General features: G+C 64.2%; 14 protein-coding genes and 1 pseudogene. 5 read left to right on the top strand and 10 right to left on the bottom strand.

Going from position 1 to position 20,387, the window contains the following annotated elements:
* Positions 1-6: 6 nt before the first annotated feature.
* From ACFVJ3_RS35555 to ACFVJ3_RS35565, 3 genes are all read right to left on the bottom strand, one after another.
* Positions 7-1,248: a multidrug effflux MFS transporter gene (locus tag ACFVJ3_RS35555; RefSeq protein WP_378456527.1), complete on the bottom strand. Its 1,242-nt coding sequence runs from the start codon at positions 1,246-1,248 to the stop codon at positions 7-9.
* Positions 1,245-2,474, bottom strand: a complete 1,230-nt coding sequence (locus ACFVJ3_RS35560) for a M20 family metallopeptidase (RefSeq protein ID WP_378456528.1) — start codon at positions 2,472-2,474, stop codon at positions 1,245-1,247. Before ACFVJ3_RS35560 ends, ACFVJ3_RS35555 begins: the two co-directional genes overlap by 4 nt.
* A gap of 317 nt (positions 2,475-2,791) precedes the next feature.
* Positions 2,792-3,739, bottom strand: a complete 948-nt coding sequence (locus tag ACFVJ3_RS35565; RefSeq protein ID WP_378456529.1) for a zinc-binding alcohol dehydrogenase family protein — start codon at positions 3,737-3,739, stop codon at positions 2,792-2,794.
* A gap of 437 nt (positions 3,740-4,176) precedes the next feature.
* Here ACFVJ3_RS35565 and ACFVJ3_RS35570 point away from each other — a divergent pair, with 437 nt between their 5' ends.
* Positions 4,177-5,193, top strand: coding sequence for an LLM class flavin-dependent oxidoreductase (locus ACFVJ3_RS35570; RefSeq protein WP_378456530.1), 1,017 nt, complete (start codon positions 4,177-4,179; stop codon positions 5,191-5,193).
* 76 nt (positions 5,194-5,269) lie between these two features.
* Here ACFVJ3_RS35570 and ACFVJ3_RS35575 read toward each other — a convergent pair whose 3' ends face one another.
* The 6 genes and pseudogenes from ACFVJ3_RS35575 to pruA all read right to left on the bottom strand — a co-directional run bounded on the left by ACFVJ3_RS35575 (position 5,270) and on the right by pruA (position 12,188).
* The gene (locus ACFVJ3_RS35575; RefSeq protein ID WP_378456531.1) at positions 5,270-6,064 is read right to left on the bottom strand and encodes an alpha/beta fold hydrolase; all 795 of its coding nucleotides are present in this window, start codon (positions 6,062-6,064) and stop codon (positions 5,270-5,272) included.
* Positions 6,065-6,172: 108 nt separating this feature from the next.
* Positions 6,173-7,900, bottom strand: a complete 1,728-nt coding sequence (locus ACFVJ3_RS35580; RefSeq protein WP_378456532.1) for an AbgT family transporter — start codon at positions 7,898-7,900, stop codon at positions 6,173-6,175.
* A gap of 723 nt (positions 7,901-8,623) precedes the next feature.
* Positions 8,624-8,848, bottom strand: a pseudogene (locus ACFVJ3_RS35585) (WhiB family transcriptional regulator); the annotation flags it as partial.
* Entirely contained in the window at positions 8,845-9,216 is a 372-nt protein-coding gene (locus ACFVJ3_RS35590) for an ANTAR domain-containing protein (protein WP_378456533.1), read from the bottom strand. The pseudogene ACFVJ3_RS35585 and the gene ACFVJ3_RS35590, both read right to left, overlap by 4 nt.
* 348 nt (positions 9,217-9,564) lie before the next feature.
* A complete protein-coding gene (locus tag ACFVJ3_RS35595) occupies positions 9,565-10,530 on the bottom strand; it encodes a proline dehydrogenase family protein (RefSeq protein WP_378456534.1) in 966 nt (321 codons plus the stop codon).
* Complete coding sequence (gene pruA / locus ACFVJ3_RS35600; RefSeq protein ID WP_378456535.1) at positions 10,530-12,188, bottom strand: L-glutamate gamma-semialdehyde dehydrogenase; 1,659 nt, start codon at positions 12,186-12,188, stop codon at positions 10,530-10,532. Before pruA ends, ACFVJ3_RS35595 begins: the two co-directional genes overlap by 1 nt.
* A 156-nt stretch (positions 12,189-12,344) precedes the next feature.
* On the opposite strand from pruA, the gene ACFVJ3_RS35605 reads away from it, so the two are divergent.
* Positions 12,345-14,069: a PucR family transcriptional regulator gene (locus tag ACFVJ3_RS35605; protein WP_378456536.1), complete on the top strand. Its 1,725-nt coding sequence runs from the start codon at positions 12,345-12,347 to the stop codon at positions 14,067-14,069.
* 8 nt (positions 14,070-14,077) lie between these two features.
* Here the strand turns inward: ACFVJ3_RS35605 and ACFVJ3_RS35610 are convergent, their stop codons facing one another.
* Positions 14,078-14,806, bottom strand: a complete 729-nt coding sequence (locus ACFVJ3_RS35610) for a GntR family transcriptional regulator (protein ID WP_378456537.1) — start codon at positions 14,804-14,806, stop codon at positions 14,078-14,080.
* Between the two features lie 51 nt (positions 14,807-14,857).
* On the opposite strand from ACFVJ3_RS35610, the gene ACFVJ3_RS35615 reads away from it, so the two are divergent.
* From ACFVJ3_RS35615 to ACFVJ3_RS35625, 3 genes are all read left to right on the top strand, one after another.
* Positions 14,858-17,707 (top strand): FAD-binding and (Fe-S)-binding domain-containing protein, encoded by a 2,850-nt coding sequence (locus ACFVJ3_RS35615; protein WP_378456538.1) that lies wholly within the window; start codon positions 14,858-14,860, stop codon positions 17,705-17,707.
* Positions 17,708-17,716: 9 nt separating this feature from the next.
* A complete protein-coding gene (locus ACFVJ3_RS35620) occupies positions 17,717-18,799 on the top strand; it encodes a Glu/Leu/Phe/Val dehydrogenase (protein WP_378456539.1) in 1,083 nt (360 codons plus the stop codon).
* A 162-nt stretch (positions 18,800-18,961) separates the two neighbouring features.
* Positions 18,962-20,128 (top strand): NAD(P)/FAD-dependent oxidoreductase, encoded by a 1,167-nt coding sequence (locus ACFVJ3_RS35625; RefSeq protein WP_378456540.1) that lies wholly within the window; start codon positions 18,962-18,964, stop codon positions 20,126-20,128.
* Positions 20,129-20,387 lie beyond the last annotated feature (259 nt).

The raw sequence follows: 20,387 nt of genomic DNA on the forward strand, positions 1-20,387 counted from the left end.
CGGGTGTCAGGAGACCACATGGGTATTGCGGACCAAGAAGAGCAGACAGAAGGCCAAGACTGCCGCTCCTGTCATCACCGATGAAACGGCAAGACTGTCGGTGCCCAGGACTCCGACGAGCGGCGCGGCAGCTGCGGCTGCTGCGAACTGAGTGAATCCCAACAACGCAGATGCACCGCCGGCAGCCTCTCCGTGACGCGACAGGGCCAGGGCAGGAACGTTGGGCGTTACCAGGCCGATCGACCCGAGAACAATCAGCAGGGGTATCTCGAATCCCCCCAGGCCTCCGGTGTTCGTGGCGGCCATGAGGACAAACGCCGCACCTGCGAGAACAGCCGCGAGGAGTGACCACCGAGCGACCTGCAGCGGCGACCAACGTACGAGCAACAGGACGTTCAACTGTGACGCCACGGTGATTACGACAGCACCGGCAGCGAAGAGTAAACCATAAGCGCCGACGCTCAATCCGAACTGGTACTGAATAACGAACGACGATCCAGCGATATAGCCCCACTGGGCAATTCGGACGACCCCGCCGATGAGCACGAACAGGGAGAATGGGCGGTCCCGGGCAAGCATCGCGTACGTGCATAGTATGCCTCGCACTCCTGGCGACCTCCGCGATTGTGGGGGAAGGGTCTCGGGCATTGCCCGCACGGCGATCGACAACGCGGCGACTCCGAGTACTGCGAGGAACAGGAATACGCCGCGCCAGGGCATGAAGCTGAGCAGTAGGCCGCCGACCGAGGGGGCGATGATCGGAGCAACTCCGATGACAAGAATGACGCGGGAGAGCATCACAGCGGCAGAGTGGCCGACGTACAAGTCTCTGACGACGGCCATAGCCACGACACCGGCAGCAGCGGCGCCGAACCCCTGCAACACCCGCAGTGCCGACAGCATCGGTATCGATGTTGCGAAGAAGCACAACACAGAAGCGGAGACATGTATTGCGGTGCCGACGATGATGGGACGGCGTCTGCCGTAGATGTCGGAACAGGGTCCGATGACCACCTGGCCCAAAGCGAGTCCCGCCAGTGTGCCGGTCAACGTCAGCTGCACCATGGTCGCGGACGCGCCGAATTCGGAGGTGATCGTCGGAAGAGCTGGAAGATAAAGCGAAACCGTAAGCGGCCCCAGTGCCGTCAGCGCACCGAGTATTATGACCAGGGATACCGTGCGCAAGCCGGTGGTATTCCCGTTGTTCAGTGGTCGATCTACCCTGTGTGGCGACTGTGCCTCGGTCAAATGCCGACCCTGACGCCTTCGGTGAACGATTCCTTGATCCGGGCAGTCAGGTCGGGGGAAAGGAATACTCGGACAGCAGTCATCGCAAGGACGAATGCACCGTCGAGAACCGCACTATCTCCGTGGGGGCCGCGGGCGGCGGTGGCAGCCTCGCGTGTGTGCATTCCCAATCCGGGCACCAATTCGATGCATGGGTGAATGGACGGGATGATCTGACTGACGTTGCCCATATCCGTCGAACCTGGGAATGCGTCCGGTCGTGTCGGACTCGTGGTGCGCCCGACGATGGCGAAGCCGTCTTCGACGAGTTGAGCCAGAACCGGATTGGGAGCCATTGCCGCATACGTTGGCGATTGCTTCGAGATACTGAGTGTGGCACCTGTCGCCAACGCCGCACCCCGTGCGCAGTTTTCGATTCTGGGCTGTAGCTCGTCGATAAGGTAGCGAGAATCCGGAGCGCGGACATACACACGGACGGAACTGTGCTCGGGGATGATGTTGGGGACCTCGCCACCGTCGGTCATGATTGCGTGGACACGAACGTCGGAGGGCAATTGCTGTCGGAGCAGCCCGATCGCGTTCAGCGTGAGAACCGACGCGTCGAGTGCGTTGACCCCCTTCTCCGGGCTGACAGCCGCGTGTGCCGCGCGCCCCGAGAAGTCGAAATCCAGCGCCACTCTTCCCAGTGTGGCCATCGCCGACAGATTTTCTCCCTCGGGATGCATCATCATTGCTATGTCGATGTCGTCGAGTCGACCACTGTCGATGAGGTGGTTCTTTCCTCCGCCACCTTCTTCTCCAGGGCTTCCGATAACCAACAGCCTGCCGACGTTCAGCTTGCTGGACTCCATCCAACGCTTGACGCTCAGCGCAGCGCCGAGTCCGATCGAGGCAATGACGTTGTGTCCGCATCCGTGCCCGATGGTCTCCAACGCATCGTATTCGAGAAAGATTGCCACGGTTGGTCCGTTCTCGGCGGATCCGTAGCTTGCCACGAAGGCGGTACGAAGACCGGCGATCCCGGCTTCGGTGTCGAAGCCCTCGCGCCTCAGGATGTCGCCGAGCAATCCTGATGCGAAGTGCTCCGCGAACCGAAGTTCCGGTTGAGCGTGAATACGATGACTGACCGCGAGAAGGTCATCGCTTCGCTCCCGCACATCGGTGCGCAAGAACTCGATGATCTCCTTCGGCAATGCGGAACCGGGAGAGCTTTCGCGACTATTCAACAGTTACCTTCCTTCCACCGTGCACCAGACTCGATAACTCTCCACGCCGGCGGCGGCTCGAGGCAACGATTGCGGTCCGGTCACTGGGATCCGGCGCTAACGATTGCTGTAGATCGAACCCGCGGAGCGGAGCGGGTCATCACGACGGATGGGCGAGTAGCTCACGATAGGTGACGGATCTCCGGCCGCGTAACGCATTGGCCTCTCCGCCTTCGGCAGCTCGCAGGCGAAGGAGAGCAGAGATGGGCATCGCCACGGGGAATCGGAGCGAAGGTTCGGTCTGGACCCCGGGTCACGGTCCTCCTTGCGGGTATTGATCAGGGTACGAGAACGGCGCGGCCGGTCAGCTTCCCCTCCTGCATCAGTTGCAGACCAGAGGCGATGTCGTCGAGTGCAAACTCTTGAATCGCAAGCGTCAGTTCACCGGCAGCGAGACGGCGGATCATCTCCGGCGCAAGCTCGGCTTGACGGGCGGTCTTCCGCATCATATTGAGGGGCAGCAGCTGTACGTCGCTGAGGAGCCAGTTGGGTAGATCCAGAGTCAGTGTTCTGCCGAGGGTATATCCGATGAGCACGGCCCGGCCGCCGGGCGTGACTCTCTGCAATAGTTGCGGTAGAACGTCGCCGCCCAGTGTATCGATGAGCACCTCGGCGACCGGTTCGGTGCCGAGGGCAGCTGCCACATCGTCACCGCGGCCGACAACCGGACGGACCCCGTCCGGAAGCAAAGCAGTCTGGTCTGCTCGCGGGACGACTCCGATCACTTCGGCGGCACGGGCGAGGAGCGCGAACTGCGCCGCCATCGATCCCACTGCGCCGGAAGCGCCGGACACGATGACTCGTTCACCCTGTACGACCCTGGCGATGTCGTGGACGGCGACGTAGCCGGTGGCGGTCGGCAGGGAGAAGGTGGCTGCCACCGCCGGCGATAAATTGGGATCGTACGGAGTGAGTGCCTTGTCGGATGTGACGAGGTACTCCGCCCAGCATCCGTTTCTGAACAGTCCGACCCCGTCGCCGCGAACCAACACACGGGTACCGGGAGCGATAGTGTCCGAATCGACAACGGTGGCCGAACCGTGGGTTCCGCCGGTGTGTGGTAGCTGCGGTCTTATATCGAAAGTTCCGCTGGCGATGGTGATGTCGAGGTGTCCCAGGGCAGCAGCGTCGATCTTGACCAGAGACTGCCCCGGTTCTCTGCTGGGAATGTCGATCTCGTCGATCACAGGTGATTGCCCGAACTGGTGCAGTCGTGCGGCGCGCATTTTGAACTCCTCGAGTAGTGGCTGGCGGGGGTGGTCAGGAAGGTGTTGTCAGGACACAATCGTGCGAACGGTGCGAACTCGGATGCCGGCGGAGGTTCCGTCGTCTGGTCGCACCCAGGTTCGAAGGTTGCCCTGGGGCGCAGTGGACCGACCGGACGACTGGCCTGGCTGATCATTCGAGCCTAGGTAGCCGTCACGGCCACCCTGACGTTTGGGGTCTGTTGACCGGACCGTGGTAGACAGGTCGGTCCTGCCGGAAAATCATGTGCGGTCCGGTCAGCAAAACCTAGGGCGGTCGACTCAGTGGACCAAAGGTATGGACGACGAAACCCCATTGCGACATCTTCGATTCCACGGGAGGGCCCATGGAATGGTTTGAGCACCTACACGGAAGTCGGGCGAGTTGACATGGCTATTACGTTGAATTCCACCGTCGCATGACCGGGATCGAGGTAGGGATTCGTCTCCCACCGTGCGTATCGGCGCAAGAAGTGGCCCGAGCGGCCGGCGAGGCTGAGCAACTGGGTTTCGATCAGGTCTGGATTCCGGACTCGCAACTACTGTGGAGAGATCCGTTTGCTGTTCTCACTGCTTGTGCGATCGCGACGTCGAGTATCCAGTTGGGTACCGCGGTGACCAACGTGGTGACAAGGCATCCCAGTGTCATTGCGTCTGCTACACGCACGGTCACGGAACTGGCACCGGGTCGCTTCACCCTCGGAATCGGCACCGGTAACAGCTCTGTACAACCGATCGGAATGCGACCGAGTAGGCAATCCGAACTGGCAACCGCCATTTCCGCACTTCGCACGCTTCTCGACGGTGAGGAACACGAATTCAATGGTGTCCGAGGGCGTTTACGTGACCCTGGGCCCGAGGTGCCACTGTTCATGGCAGCCAGTGGCCCCAAGAATCTTCGACTCGCCGGCGAGCTGGCCGACGGCGCTATCCTGCTGAGCGGCGTCTCTCCCGCAACACTCTCCAGAAGTTGTGCGTTGGTGAATGCCGGAGTGCTCGCTGCGGGGCGGCGACCGGACTCTGTGTCCATCACAGTGTCTGCGCACTGCCACGTCACCGATGACCTGGGTCGTGATGCCCGGATGCTGAAACCGATATGCGCGGGCATTGCACAGCACGGAGGTGCGAGCGCGCTTGCACTCGCTGGAATCGACGTTGTCGTGCCGTCCAGAATCGATGGGATCTATCCGGATGTGATTCATGCCGAAGATTGGGACCTGGCTGTCGAGCGGTGCTCGGAATGGATCAGCGACGATGACGCGGTCAAGTTCGCGCAGACTTTCTGCCTGTTCGGTACCCCGACCGAGATCGCCGCGGGCATCGAGCGGGCACGGCGCGCGGGTGCTTCCAAGATACTGTTGCAGCATGTCGGTTCGTACGATCTGCCGTACGAGTTGATGAACTCGTACGCTGATCTGGTCATGCCGCTGATCTAGATCGATATTCCTGATGGTGCACGCGAGATGTGCACCATCAGGCGAGACGGTGGAGTCCTACGGAGAACTTCGTGAACTACTGGGCAGCAAGGGAGTCCAAGAACCGGAGCACTTCCTTTGCGAACTGGTCTGGCTTGTGATCGACGGACGGTACGCCGGTACCGGGCAGTATACTTTGGCGAGAATCGCGAAGGTGCGCGACCAAGCGGGGCACGTCGGGCAGTGAGAATGTGTCCAGTTCGCCGCAAAGGATCAACGTCGGGGCGTAGACGCTCTCAATCCTGTCTTCCATGCGATAGTTGTTGACTGCTTGATGGCCTTCCTCGACTCGCGCCCCGACCTTGAGCGCGTCGACGAGGAGGCGATCGAGCAAGTCCGGACGATCGAGTGGGTAGAAGGGGGCGCGTTTCTGCCGCAACTGCTTCAGATGCGACCCATCCGTCGACAGCGGTACCCCGTCGATCGTCGGACCGAGCGCGACCTTGCGGCGTCGCTCGGCATCGACATAGGGGACGCCGGACAGCACCAGGCTCCGGACGCGTTGTGGATTTGATGCGGCAACTTCAATGCCAACGACGCCTCCTGTGTGATGACCCACGATGTCGAATTGTTGGATATTCAGGCTGTCGGCCACGGCGAGGACCCCGGCCGCGAACAGCTCGATGGTCCAGGGCTCGTCCGGTGAATCGGAGGCGCCGAAGCCCAGTGTGTCCATTGCGATAACGTGATGGTTGTCGCTGACCAGGGGGATCACGTCTCGGTACTCGTCGCTCGACCGTGGCGTTTGATGCAGCAGGAACAGCGGGTCACCCGTGCCTGAGGCTATGTAGTGAATCTGACCGTGTGGGGTGTCCGCATAGTGCTTCCGCAAGGGAGTGAGCTCCTTCGATGTCGACGCGAGTGCATGGTGCGCGTCTGCCCATTGCATCCAGGTGCGAATGCGGGAATTGTCGTCAAATAGACTGAGATGAAATCATATTCAGTGTAGTCGTACTGCCGCGCCCGGGCCTAGAGGTAGATTCAGGAAGTAGAAGATGGCCAGAACAAGTGTCCAGGCGACGATGAACGGAATCACGAAGAGGCTCGTACGAGAAATCAGTGTCCCGAATCGCGTTTTCGGCTCGTACTTCTGCATCATTGCCAGTATGAGGAAGAGGTAGACGTTCATCGGTGTTACCAGCGCAGTGGTCGAGTCTCCGATTCTGAATGCCGCCAAAGTGACTGCGGGTGAGAGTCCGAGCAGCATGAACGTGGGAATAAACACCGGGGCTACTAAAGACCACATCGCTGATCCGGAGAGAATGAACAGATTCAGGATGCAGATCAACAGAATGAAGAGGGTGATCCCGGCGAATCCGTCGAGTCCCATTGCTTCCAGGGCCGTCGCCAGCTTTACGGAGAGCAGGATGCCCACGTTGGACCAAGTAAACGTTGCGATCATCTGGGCGACGAAGAACATCAGCACGATGTAGCCGCTCATCGCTTTCAGCGACTCACCCATGGCATTCGGCACGTCTTCCGTACGAGTGAAGGATCCAACCAGGAATCCGTAGACGATCGCGGGTATCAGGAAGACCACGAACAGCATTGGCGGAATGCTGGAGAGAAACGGTGAAGGAATGAGAGCGCCGTTCGCGCCGCGCAGTGGGCTTCCCGGTACCAGCCACGTGGCCAGAGCAGCGACGACGAGGATGGAACCGACGGCGGCGGCGATGACGAGTGCCTGTATCTCCCGGCCGGTGAGGGGGCTTTCGGCCTCGTGATCGATATACCCTTCAGGTCTCGGCAGTCGAGGCTCGAGTACTCGCACGATGATGAATCCGCCGACCATCGCAAGAATCAAGGATGAGGTGGCCGTGAAGAAGTAGTTGATGAGGATGTGAGTTGCCACGGTGTCGTACCCAGGGAGTATCGCGGCCGCCTTGACAGTGATTCCGGCATACAGCGCATCGAGGGTTCCGACAGTGAATCCGGATGCATACCCCGCAGACACACAGGCGAAAGACCCGATGAGCCCGGCGACCGGGTTGCGGCCCGCGTTACGAAAAACTGCCGCAGCCAATGGCGGAACGACCAGGAACACGACATCCCCCATGAAATGACCCTGGAGCGACACGAAGGCTACGGCGTAGGGTATGACGGACCGCGGTGCTCGTCCGATCGTGCTCTGGACCGCCGCTCGAAGTAATCCGCTTCTTTCGGCGGTGCCGACTGCCATCACCATCAGAAGTACGGTGCCGAGCGGTGGAAATCCAGTGAAGTTCGTGACGGCATTGGTCAGTAACCATCGCAGGCCCTCACCGGTGAACAACCCGTGTACGAGGACGACCTCATCGCTTCCGGGAATGGTGACCGATGCACCGCCGAGCGCGAGTGCGGTCGAGCCCACCCCGACGAGCACGAGCAATCCGGCGAAGAGTAGAACCGGGTGAGGAAGTTTGTTCCCGGCCCGTTCGACGACTCGTAGAAGGCGACCTTGACGTGGCTCCGCGCCCTCGGGTTTCATGGCGGTCATTGATGTGAGCATGAACCGGCCTAGCCCGTCGTCGCAACTGATCGGGGTGATGACGGCAACACGGTGTCTTTGACGATCCCGCCGTCGCGAAACACCGCGAATGATTGCTTCGGTGCACGGCGCCCTGGTCCCGCAAACGCGACACCGCCTGCGACGTTGATGCAGACCGTCACGCTCTGGACAGCCGGGCATCCTGTTCCGTCGATCAATAGAACTTCTCCAGAGGGATCCGGCGCTCGAGATGGTTGGTGTGCATGGCGACTCCGTGTCGATCGTCGGAACTCAAACATCCCCTACCTGCCAGTATCGAAGCCCATCGTGGTCAATGTTTGTATCCTTCGTGTAAATCCGATCGAATCCGACGAAAATCATGAGAACAATGATGGAATCCGTCAGGGAAGCCGCGTTTCGGTGGCGTGCAGGTTCTGTGATCAGAGCGAGGTTGAAGGCGTTGGCCGTAGCGTCGAGGTCAAGAGATGCCGACCAATGAAGAGGTGAGAGGGCTCATGTCGTCAGGAATCGACCTCGACGTGGCGTTCAAGGAACGATCACCCCGGCAGCACACCACGCTCGAACCGACGAAATCAGTCTCCATTAGCGGCGGAGCGCAACAGACACTCCGGTCGGCGGCGAAGACTCAAACGTGATTTCGGATGGTCCGGCGGTAGGAACCGGTTTCCGGATCGGCGTGACAGCACTGGTGGGGCGACCCCTCGACGCCCCACCAGTATGCGAACGATCGACGGCCGACGAGTCAATGCGGACCGTCGCATCCGCATTACCGCCGGCTACAGATCGCGGGTGCAGGGACCCGAGCGGTCGAAGCTCACCGCGGCGGAGTCGGCGGGTGTGATTTCGTCGATCCGCTTCCGTCGTGCCACCCCACACACCGTAGGGTTCACCTGCCGCGAGAGCGTGATCGCGGCACTGCGCGAGTACAGGGCAGGGCTGGCAAATCTGCCGGGCGCGCGCTTCGCGCCGGTCGCGGGCGTGGCCGCGTTCACCGTCAGGCGAGAAGAACACTGCCAGTTCGGCATCACGGCACGCGGCATGCGCCCGCCAGTCAGCGGAATCGAGACTGACGTTTTCCTTGCGCGTGGGGGAAATTTTCAGGGGTGGCGATTGCGGCTCCGTCCTCATCGAACGCCACCCATGTCGGTGGGCGCTGCACGTGGCAGATGGACGGTGGGACGGGGTTCCGGTTGCTCTCGCAGATCGGGAATCGTAGATGGCCGGGACAGGATGTGTTCGGCTGCGGTGACAACGCTGACGTGCTTGCGGCGGGCTAAATCGAGGAGAGAATCGAAGGCGGCGTCCTGACTGCAATCAAGCTGCTCGGCCAGGATTGCGGCCGCGGCAGACAGTAGCTGTGCGCCAGCAGTTTCCGAAGGGTCCCGTCCGGATACTGCAGAGGTGTCAGTCGGCACGAGAGTCCTTTCGCTGCGTCGGCGGTCTCGACGGCGTAGACGGCAGGTGGACAGTGCTCCGCGCTGTACCGCCGACGCCACCCGGTCGTTACCTCAGCCTCCTCGACGAGACGTCCAGAGACCACCGACATTCACCTAGTCATGCCTCGGCACGTGGTACCTGTCGGGGCGACCCTCGCAAGACGAGATTCAACGGCGACGCCCCCGAGCCGACTGCGCCGCCAATGTGATCGGACGAATCCTCGGCGCCCAATATGGCCACCTGCACGAATGGCCAGGTCCGAGGAGGTGCCGACAGCGTGGTTGGGTGTCACAAAATCCGCGGAGATCTCACTGGACCGGGGTGGTGAACGGATAGACGTCGGTCCCGGCCCCACGGAATGTGAGCCGGGACCGACGAAGTACAGTGACCGCATTTCCGCCCCCTGACTACTTCTTCGAGGTCAGTGACCTGAGAAAGAAAGCCAGGTTGGCGGGGCGCTCGGCGAGACGACGCATGAAGTAGCCGTACCACTGCTCGCCGTAGGGCAGATAGACCCGCAGATGCTGCTGCTCTTCGATCAGACGCAGTTGTTCGTTGTCCCGGATGCCGTGGAGCATCTGGAATTCGAACTCGTCGGTGGTGCGACGCGTGGCCTTCGCCCGCGCCAGTGCGGCGTCGACCATGGCCGGGTCGTGCGACGCGACCATCGGGTAGCCCTGGCCGTTCATCAGGATCCGCAGGCACCGCAGGTACGCCTCGTCGACCGCGGTCTTTGCTTGATAGGCAACAGATGCGGGTTCCTTATAGGCGCCCTTGCACAACCGGATCCGTGATCCCGGCCCCGAGAGGTCCCGGCAATCCGCTTCGGTGCGCTTCAGGTACGCCTGCAGCACGGTGCCGAGAGACGAAAAGTCCTGCCGCAGTTCCCGCACGATCGACAACGTCGAGTCGGTGGTGGTGTGGTCCTCGGCGTCGACCGTGACCCATACGCCGGCTTCTTCGGCCGCGGTACAGATTTTGTGGGCGTTCTCGAGTGCCACGTTGTGACCGTCGCGGGGCAGGAACTGCCCGAGGGCGGACAGCTTCAGGGATACCTCGATGCTGCGCGGCCTACTGCCATTGTCGGTGGCCGGGGCAAGCTGCGCCAGCGACGACAGCAGCGTCAGGTAATGCGACACGGTGCGGGAGGCCTGCGCGAGATCGGTGGTGTCCTCGCCGAGGTAGTCGATGGTGATGTAGCGGGCGGAGTCGAGGATTCCGGTCGTCGCGGCCACCGCCTGATTCTCGGTCTCGCCGGCGACGAACCGGTCGACGAGACTCTTGGTCGCCGGAATGCGAGTGACCGTGCGTTCTATGCGCGGTGAGCGGGCTGCGGCCAGCAGTGCAGGCCGGAGCAGATCGGAGGGTGCCATCAGATGTCCTCGGAGGTGTCTGCGGCGGCCTGGTGGGGGTAGTGGTGATCGGTGGCCGGGACGAAGGTTTCCTTGATGGTGCGTGCGGAGGCCCAGCGGAGCAGGTTCTGCGGGGAGCCTGCCTTGTCGTTGGTGCCCGATGCCCGTGCACCACCGAATGGCTGCTGTCCGACGACGGCGCCGGTGGGCTTGTCGTTGATGTAGAAGTTGCCGGCCGCGAACCGCAGGTCGGCGGTCGCCTTCGCGATCGCGGTGCGGTCGTCGGCGATGATCGAGCCGGTCAGCGCGTAGGCGGATCCCTTGTCCACGAGGTCGAGGACCTTGTCGAACGATCCGGCGGCGGAGTCGTCGTAGACGTGCACGGACAGGATCGGTCCGAAGTACTCGGTGCGGAATGCCTCGTCGGTGGGGTCGTCACCGAGCAGGACGGTGGGGTCGACGAAGTAGCCGATACTGTCGTCGACGTGGCCGCCGGCGGCGATGGTCAGGCTCGGGGTGGCCTTGGCGCGGGCGATGGCGTCGGCGTTGCGGTCGAAGGCCCGCCGGTCGATGACGGCGCCTCCGAAGTTCGAGAAGTCGGTGACGTCCCCGTATGTCAGTGTCGATGCCTTCTCGATGAAGTCGTTGCCCATCTTCGCCCACACCGACTTCGGGACGAATGCGCGGGAGGCGGCGGAGCATTTCTGGCCCTGGTAGTCGAATGCGCCGCGCAGCAGTGCGGTGGTGAGGGTGTCGGGGTTGGCGGAGCTGTGGGCGAGGACGAAGTCCTTGCCGCCGGTCTCGCCGACCAGGCGCGGGTAGCTGTTGTAGTTCGAGATGTTGTTTCCGACCTGGCGCCACAGGTGCTGGAAGGTGGCGGTGGATCCGGTGAAGTGGATTCCGGCCAGGCGCGGGTCGGCGAGGACGACGTCGGAGACCTCGGCGCCGGCACCGTTGACGAGGTTGATCACACCGGGCGGTAGTCCTGCGGCCTCGAGCAGCTTCATCGTCCAGTACGCGGCGACGGCCTGGGTCTGCGACGGTTTCCACACCACGGTGTTGCCCATCAGGGCGGGTGCGGTGGGCAGGTTACCGGCGATGGCGGTGAAGTTGAACGGGGTGATGGCGTAGACGAAGCCCTCGAGGGAGCGGTATTCGAGCTTGTTCCACACGCCGGGGGAGGAGATGGGTTGGTCGGCGAGGATCTGCCGGGCGAAGTGGACGTTGAACCGCCAGAAGTCGATCAGTTCGCAGGGGGTGTCGATTTCGGCCTGGTAGGCGGTCTTTGACTGGCCGAGCATCGTTGCAGCGGAAAGGGTTTCACGCCACGGTCCGGACAGCAGGTCGGCGGCGCGCAGGAACACTGCGGCGCGGTCCTCGAAGGACAGTGCCCGCCAACCTGGGGCGGCGGCGGTGGCGGCTGCAACGGCGTCCTGGATGTCCTGGGCGCCGGCATTGGTGAAGGTGCCCAGGACCGCGGCGTGCCGGTGCGGCTGCACGACGTCGATCGCGGGCCCGTTGCCGCGCCGGTGCGTGCCGCCGATGACGTTGTGGATCTCGGTGGGATTCGAACCAAGCTCGGTCAACTTCGCCTGCAGCCGGGCACGCTCGGCGCTCCCCGGTGCGAAGGAGCCCACCGGCTCGTTGATCGGCTGCGGGGTGGTGGTGATGGCGTCCATGGAACCTCCTACAGGGGTGTGGCGGCGAAAGAACCGCCGCTCGAACTAGACGTAGTCAACACCAGAACAGAGCCGAGATATTGAGCCAATCGGACAAGGAATACCATTTGGCGTTGTACTGTTGGCTAAACCTGCTCTCACCTTCCGAACGGAGCGATGTCGGTGACTCCCGGAACTCGAAGCCCCGCCACGGCAGCCGCGGCGCCAGCTACTTCTGCCGAAACCATCACGCTGCGTGAGCTTCTCCGCGCTCTCGACACCGCGGTCGTCGAGCTGATCGACGCTCCCGCGGGCGACGAGGTCGTCGTCGCGTCGATGGCGCTCGTCGACAGCTCCGATCTGACGGTCGAAACCGAATCGCAATCTCCGATGCAGGATTTGTATCTCCATGTGGGGGTTGCCGACGCCGATGCCGTGCGCTGGTTCGACGACGTCTCCGGGCGGGCGCGTGAGCACCGGCCGCATGCGGTGATGTCGAAGACGGCGCACGAGTCGAGCACAGTGCAGGAGGCGGCGCGCCGTGCCGGCGTCGCCCTGGTGGCGGTGCACCCCAAGGCCCGATGGGATCACGTGTTCCCGTTGGTCCAGCGCATGCTCGACCGCTCTCGCCGCGGGCGTGGCGCACCTGCGGACCCGGATCTGCTCGCCACGGACACCGACCTGTTCGGTCTCGCACAGATCGTCGCCCAGAACGCCGGAGGGATGGTCTCGATCGAGGATGCCCAGTCGAAGGTGCTCGCCTACTCTGCCTCCGACGAAGCGGCGGACGAACTGCGAGCCTTGTCGATCCTCGGCCGCGAGGGCCCACGCGATTACCTGCGGGCACTGCAGAAGTGGGGAGTGTTCGATCGGCTCCGCGAAAGCGACGAGGTCATCGACGTGCCCGCGCACGAGGAACTCGCCACCAAGCGGCGGTTGGTGGTCAGTATCCGCCAGTCCACCGAGGACACCTCGACCGCACCCCGGCTTCTCGGTTCGATCTGGGTGCAACAGGGCGACGCGCCGTTCAATTCTGATGCGGTGGACGTGTTGCGCGGCGCTTCGGCGATCGCAGCCCGGATCATCTCCCGAAGTCTCAACGCCCCCTCCACCGAGGGGCTGCTGGTCCAACGGTTGTTCGGGGCGCGTGGCCGGGGTGTCGACGTGCCCTCCGTGGCCAGTGCCCTGAACTTGCCGATGAGCGGCTCGGCCGCTGTGGTGGGCTTCGCGCCGACCGGATCGGAGAGCTCGACGGCCACCGGCGAGTTCGCCGGTATGGGCAGCATGCTCCGCCTGCACGCGAGCTCGTTCAGCCGCCATTCGGTCGCCACTGTGATCGGTGATCGCGCGTACGTGCTGCTTCCTCGCTACAAGTCCGCTGCGGGAGTCACTGCATGGACGCGGCAGCTCGTCGACCAATTCGAGGCGAAGCGGTCGATCGTGCTGAGGGCCGCCATCGCCGTTCCGGTTCCCGATCTCGCGCAGGTGGCCGCAGCGCGCGTCGAGGTCGACAGGGTTCTCGACGGCACTGCCGCCACGTTCCCGGAGGGGCGGGTGACCACCCTCGCCGAATCCCGCACCGCGGTGCTGCTCGGTGAGATCCTCGACCTCGTCGGCGAGCACCCGGAGCTGCACGATCCGCGCCTCGATGCGCTGTTCGAGTACGACCGAAAGCATGCTTCCAACCTGTGCGAGAGTGCCGAGACCTACCTCGCCGAGCACGGGGACGTTCGTAATGCCGCCGCCGCACTGAGGGTGCATCCCAACACGCTGCGCTACCGGATCCGCAGAGTGGAGGAGATCATCGGGATCGGTCTGCAGGACGCAGCCGACCGGCTGCTGTTCGAGCTGCAACTCGCCGTGCACCGGCGCACGACACCAGAGAAGCCGCCGCGGAGTTGACGCATTGGTCAGGCGATGGCGGCAGACCAGATTTCGTCGACGGAGAGGCCGGAGCCGTCGCTGAGAACAGCTTGGGTAACAAGGAGTTTCCCAGTGTTGACCAGGTGAACGCGCATGGCGGCTTCGGCTCCGTCGGGGTCCCCGGCGATGATGGCATCGATGATGGGCGCGTGCTCGTTGTCGATGTCGGCGAGAGTTCTGGTCTTGTCGGCGGTGTTGGCCCCGAGTAGCCGGGTTGTCTCGCGAAGGGTCTTGACGATCGCACGGGCTCGGGCGTTGCCGGCGGCGTCGAGGATCAGGTCGTGAAGCCCGAGATCGTGATGGGCGAACTCGTGTTCATCGCCGCCGGCAGCGGCGTCCTGCATCAGGCGTCGCTGCCGCTGCAGTGCGTCCGAGAGCGCGGGGTCGGCCACGGTTGCGGCCTTGCGGACCGCGGGAAGTTCCAGGGCCAACCGGACTGCGAAGATCTCCGCGATCTCCTTCGGCTGGGGGAGGAGAATGCGGAAGCCCTGGCGTGCTTCGAACTTGATCAGTCCCACTTCTTCCAGGCGCAGTAAAGCGTCCCGTACCGGGGTTCGGGAAATGCCCAGGCCCTCGGCGAGTTGGTAGACCGAGTACTTCACTCCTGGTTTCATGCGGCCGTCGTCGATGGCCGCCCGTACCGCCGCGATCGCTTGCTCCATCCGTCGTCCCGTGAACGGGGTGAGCGGTTCGAGGTCGAGCGCTTCGTCTGCCACTCGCTCACTGTAACAACACGGGGCTGTTCGTAGCATGCTAGACGTTGTAGCATGCTACGAATGATCTCCGCTGAATCACTGGCCGCTGAGCTGCGCAGTTCGGGAGTGAGCGACGTTCTCTCCGACGGCACCACCCGCGCTGCCTATTCGTCCGATGCGTCCCTGTACCGGGTGCGACCGCTGGTCGTCGCGCGGCCACGCCATGCCGACGAGGTCGCTGCCGCCCTCGCGGTGTGCCGCCGAGAGGGCGTGCCGCTGACCTCACGAGGTGGCGGCACCTCCGTCGCAGGCAACGCTGTCGGGACGGGACTGATTCTCGACTTCAGCCGGCACATGAACCGGGTGCTCTCGATCGACAGGGACGCACAGACGGCCACCGTCGAGCCGGGCACAATTCAGACGGTGCTGCAGCAGGCCGTTGCACCGCACGGCCTGCGATTCGGGCCCGACCCATCGACGTTCACTCGCTGCACCATCGGCGGCATGATCGGAAACAATGCCTGCGGTTCACGCACTCTCGGATACGGCCGGACCTCGGACAATGTGAAGGGCCTGCACGTTCTGACCGGAACCGGGGAGTCGCTGCAACTGGGTTCGGCGGGCGGGGTGCCGGACTCCCCGGCACTGGGTGCATTGCAGCAGGTCACCCGCGCCGGTTTGGCGACCATCCGCACCGAACTTGGGCAATTCGGCCGTCAGGTGTCCGGATACGCCCTCGAACACCTGCTGCCGGAAAATCGGTTCGACGTGACCCGCATGCTGGTCGGCACGGAGGGCACCCTCGCGGTCGCAACTCGTGCGACGGTCCGCTTGGTGTCCGAGCCCGCCCACCGCGTCCTGGTCGTACTGGGGTACGCCGACATCGCGTCGGCGGGTGACGCGACCCCGCTGGTGCTGAAGTTCGATCCGACCGCCTGCGAGGGTATCGATTGCCGGATCGTCGAGGTGGTGCGCGAGCGCCGCGGCCCGGATGCGGTTCCGCCGTTGCCTGCGGGGGCGGCCTGGTTGTTCGTCGAGGTCGTCGGCGACGACCTCGACGAGACGATCGCCAGGGCCCAGCAGGTCGGACGGGACTGCGGCGCCGCGGATAGCCTCGTGGTCACCGACGAGGGGCGCACGGCCCAGCTGTGGCGGATTCGCGCCGATGGTGCCGGACTCGCCGGCCGCAGTCCTGCCGGCCTTCCCGCACACGCAGGATGGGAGGACGCGGCCGTGCCACCGGCCATGCTGGGCAACTACCTACGCGACTTCGACGCCCTGATGGACGAATTCGACGTCACCGGCCTGCCTTACGGACACTTCGGTGACGGATGCATGCACGTTCGCATCGATTGGCCGCTCGACAAGCCCGGCGGGGACGGCATCTTCCGGGACTTCCTGGTCGCGGCGAGCACACTCGTCGCCGGCTACGGCGGATCCCTGTCCGGTGAGCACGGGGACGGCCGCGCCCGCAGCGAACTATTGCCGCTGATGTACTCACCGGACGCGATGAAGCTCTTTGCTGCCGTCAAGCACGTCTTCGACCCGGACAACATCCTCAACCCCGGAGTGGTGGTCGACCCCCGCCCGGTCGACGCGGACCTGCGCATTCCCGCAGCCCCACTCCTGCGCCGCAACCTGGCCCTGGCCTACCACCACGACGACGGAGATTTCACCCAGGCGGTGCACCGCTGCACCGGCGTCGGAAAATGCCGGGCCGACAACACCGCCGCCGGCGGCGTGATGTGCCCGTCGTATCAGGCGACCCGGGAGGAGAAGGACTCCACCCGCGGCCGCGCGCGCGTGCTGCAGGAGATGATCAACGGCACCGACATCGAGGGTGGCTGGCGATCGCCCGAGGTTCACGACGCCCTCGACCTGTGCCTGTCCTGTAAGGGGTGCTCCTCGGACTGCCCGACCGGTGTCGACATGGCCGCGTTCAAATCCGAAGTGCTGCACCAGAGCTACAAGGGCCGCATCCGCCCCGCCTCGCACTACTCGCTGGGGTGGCTCCCGCGCTGGGCGAAGATCGCCAGCCGCGCGCCCGGTCTGGTCAACGCCACGATGCGCATTCCCGGCATCGGGCCGCTGGCGTTGTCGTCGGCCGGAGTGGACAAGCGCCGCACCATTCCACCGTTCGCGAAGCGGACGTTCCGGTCCTGGTTCAAGGCCACGGAGAACGACCGTGCCACGACCGGTGACCCGGTGCTGCTGTTCGTGGACTCGTTCACCAACTACTTCACCCCCGAGGTCGGGCACGCCACGGTGCAGGTGCTCGAGGCCGCCGGCTACCGGCCGCAATTGACCGACAAGCAGCAGTGCTGCGGACTCACCTGGATCTCCACCGGGCAGCTCACCGCGGCGAAGAAGATCCTCGGCCGCACCGTGGACGCACTGTCCGGTAGTGCCGCGGCCGGAATTCCGATCGCCGGAATGGAGCCGTCCTGCACGGGTGTGCTGCGCTCGGACGCCGCGGAACTGCTCGGTAGGTCGGCGGCCGAACCGGTCGCCGACGCAACCCGCACCCTCGCGGAACTGTTGACGGACCGAGGGTGGGAACCGCCGTCTCTCGAAGGCAAGTCCGTTGTCGCGCAGCCGCACTGCCACCATCATTCGGTGATGGGGTGGAGTCAGGACGCGCAGCTTCTCGAGAAGGCCGGTGCACAGGTTCAGCGGCTGGGCGGATGCTGTGGGCTGGCCGGCAACTTCGGCGTCGAGAAGGGGCATTACGAGGTGTCGGTGGCGGTCGCCGAACAGCAACTCCTACCCGCCGTGGCCGGGGCGGACGCGGACACCACGATCCTGGCCGACGGCTACTCCTGCCGGACCCAGTTGTCGGATCTGACCGATCGTCGCGGTGACCACTTGGCGCAATTGCTCGCCGCGCAGCTCGACGTCGATGCTGTGCGGCAACGGGACTGACCTCGGTGGTTGCGCGGCGTTCTGGTCATCGACAACACCGCCCGCGGAATGGGCAAGGGCGGGACCCGCATGTCCACCACGGTCAGTGTCGGTGAGGTCGCCAGGCTGGCCCGCAACATGACCTGGAAGTGGGCGGGGGTCGACCTGTTCTACGGCGGCGCCAAGGCCGGCATCTGGGCCGACCCGACTGCCTCCTCCAAGGACGCGGTCCTGCGTGCCTTCGTCCGGGCACTCCGCAACGAGGTCCCCGAGGAGTACGTCTGCGGGCTCGACGTGGGATTGACCGAGAAGGATGCCGCGATCATGCTCGACGAGGTCGGCGGACGCGGCGGCGCGGTGGGCACCCCCCACGCGCTCGGCGGGCTCCCGTACGACCAGCTCGGGGTCACCGGCCACGGTGTCGCGGAGTCGGCCGACGCCGCCGCGCAGGCCATCGGCCTGTCCACCGGTTCGCTGAGCGTGTCCATTCGGGGCTTCGGAGCGGTCGGAGCGGCGAACGCGAAGCGCCTCGCGGAACTCGGGGCGACCATCGTCGCTGTGTCCACCTCGCAGGGCGGCATTCACAACCCGGACGGGCTCGACGTCGCTACCTTGCTCGACCTGCGCGATCAGTACGGTGACGGACTCGTCGACCAGTACTCCGACGCCAAGCCTCTCGCTGCCGGGGAAGAACTCTCGGTGACGGCGGACATCCTGATCCCGGCAGCGTTGCAGGACGTCATCGACGCCGATCTCGCCCGGACGTTGCCGGCCAAGATCGTCGTCGAAGGCGCGAATCTGCCGAGCAGCCCCGAAGCGCAGTCGGTGCTGTTCGACCGCGGCGTGACCGTGGTTCCGGATTTCATCGCCAACGCCGGCGGTGTGGTCGATGCAGCCGTGGCGATGGATGCCCGCTTCTCCGGAATCCGTCCCGAACCGGCAGCCGTGTTCGACAACATCTCGAACAAGCTGCGCGCCAGCACCATCGATACTCTCGATGCGTCGAAGGCTCAGGGGCGGACCACTCACGAGGTGGCCCGCGCCACCGCCCAGGAGCGCGTGCGCGAAGCCATGGTGCTCCGCGGGCGTTCCCTGCAGAACGCCGCGTTCTAAAAGGTTCGGAAGCCACCACGCGCCCGCTGACCGTGTGACCCCACTCCGGTCAGCGGGCGCGCGTCATTCTTCCAGGCAAAGCCATCGACCCGGTCGTTCGTCAGGTGTCCCGGAACCGGTCGGGCATCACATCACTACTCTCGAAGGAAAGAAGAGGACGACATGAGCAAGGAACTTCCCGAACAGGCGTCCGTCGTCGTGATCGGCGGCGGCGTCATCGGCGCCAGCATTGCGTTCCACCTCGCCGAATCCGGGGTCTCCGATGTCGTTCTCCTGGAAAAGGACGAGTTGGCTTGCGGCTCGACCTGCAAGGCCGCCGGCGGTGTTCGCGCCTCCTTCAGCAACGAGGCCAACATCGCGATCGGTCTGCGCGGCCTCGACGTGTATTCGCGGTTCGCGCAGGAGTACCACCAGGAGATCGACTTCAGCCGCGACGGCTACCTCTATCTTCTCTCGGACCAGGCGAACGTCGACATTTTCACCGAGAGCGTCGCGCTGCAGAACCGCCACGGCGTTCCGAGCCGCATGGTCACCCCCGAAGAAGCACAGAAGATTTCGCCGCTCATCAGTACAGACGGGCTCCTCGCGGCATCCTGGTCGCCCCAGGACGGCAAGGCCACCCCCGAATCGGTCGTGATGGGATACGCCGCCGCTGCCCGTCGACACGGTGCCCGCATCGTCCGTCACTGCGCGGTCACCGACATCGAGAGCACAGGCGGCACGATCACCGCGGTCGTGACCGAACACGGACGCATCAAGACCGACACCGTGGTGTGCGCTGCGGGAGCCTGGTCGGCCGGCATCGGCACCATGCTCGGGGTGAACATCCCCGTCGTTCCCGTCCGCCGACAGATCGCCTTCACCGAGCCGCTCTCCGAGTTGCCCGAATCCTCGCCGTCGCTGACCATCGACTTCCCGTCCAACTTCTACTTCCACCCGGAAGGCAAAGGCCTGCTGCTCGGCTGGTCCGACCCGAACGAGCGCGAGGGATTCAACCTCGAGTTCGAACTCGAGGACTGGCTGATGGGACTGGGCGCCATCGCCGAGACCCGGGTGCCGGCTGTACTGGACTACGGCATCAGCACCGGGTGGGCCGGTCTCTACGAGGTCACCCCCGACCGCAACCAGATCATGGATCGCTCCACCGAGGTCGAGGGCCTGCTCATCGCCACCGGTTACTCCGGCCACGGCTTCCTGATGGGACCGGCGACCGGCGAGATCGTGCGCGACCTCTACCACGGCAAGGAGCCCGGATACGACATCAGCTCCTTCGCCCTGGACCGCTTCGCGCAGGCCGGTATCCGAGCAGGCGAGACGAACATCGTCTGACGTCACCCGCGACACTGCCCAGTAGACGATCACCAGTTCTCCATCGCCCGCGCGGCCAAACTGAACCTGCTCTCCGCGTGGCCCGAGGACGCGATCGCGATATGCAGTTTCTCTCAGAAGACACCATCGAGGCCGCGGCGATCACGTCGGTCCAGGTGAGCTGATGGCATACTTCGGGCCGGAATCTGGGGCGGACTCTCCCCGAAAGAGCGTCGCCAGTACAAATGGTTCCACCCCTCGAGTAAGACTGGGACGTAAC

The sequence above is a fragment of the Rhodococcus sp. NPDC127593 genome (genome assembly GCF_042671975.1).
Taxonomy (GTDB): Bacteria; Actinomycetota; Actinomycetes; order Mycobacteriales; family Mycobacteriaceae; genus Rhodococcus_F.

Excerpts from the sequence above, each read along its gene's own strand:
- ACFVJ3_RS35580 (WP_378456532.1), bottom strand. The coding sequence starts at position 7,900 with ATGCCCGGCTGTCCAGAGCGTGACGGTCTGCATCAACGTCGCAGGCGG.
- pruA (WP_378456535.1), bottom strand. The coding sequence starts at position 12,188 with ATGGACGCCATCACCACCACCCCGCAGCCGATCAACGAGCCGGTGGGC.
- ACFVJ3_RS35565 (WP_378456529.1), bottom strand. The coding sequence starts at position 3,739 with ATGCGCGCCGCACGACTGCACCAGTTCGGGCAATCACCTGTGATCGAC.
- ACFVJ3_RS35615 (WP_378456538.1), top strand. The coding sequence starts at position 14,858 with ATGCTACGAATGATCTCCGCTGAATCACTGGCCGCTGAGCTGCGCAGT.
- ACFVJ3_RS35570 (WP_378456530.1), top strand. The coding sequence starts at position 4,177 with ATGACCGGGATCGAGGTAGGGATTCGTCTCCCACCGTGCGTATCGGCG.
- ACFVJ3_RS35605 (WP_378456536.1), top strand. The coding sequence starts at position 12,345 with ATGTCGGTGACTCCCGGAACTCGAAGCCCCGCCACGGCAGCCGCGGCG.
- ACFVJ3_RS35595 (WP_378456534.1), bottom strand. The coding sequence starts at position 10,530 with ATGGCACCCTCCGATCTGCTCCGGCCTGCACTGCTGGCCGCAGCCCGC.
- ACFVJ3_RS35625 (WP_378456540.1), top strand. The coding sequence starts at position 18,962 with ATGAGCAAGGAACTTCCCGAACAGGCGTCCGTCGTCGTGATCGGCGGC.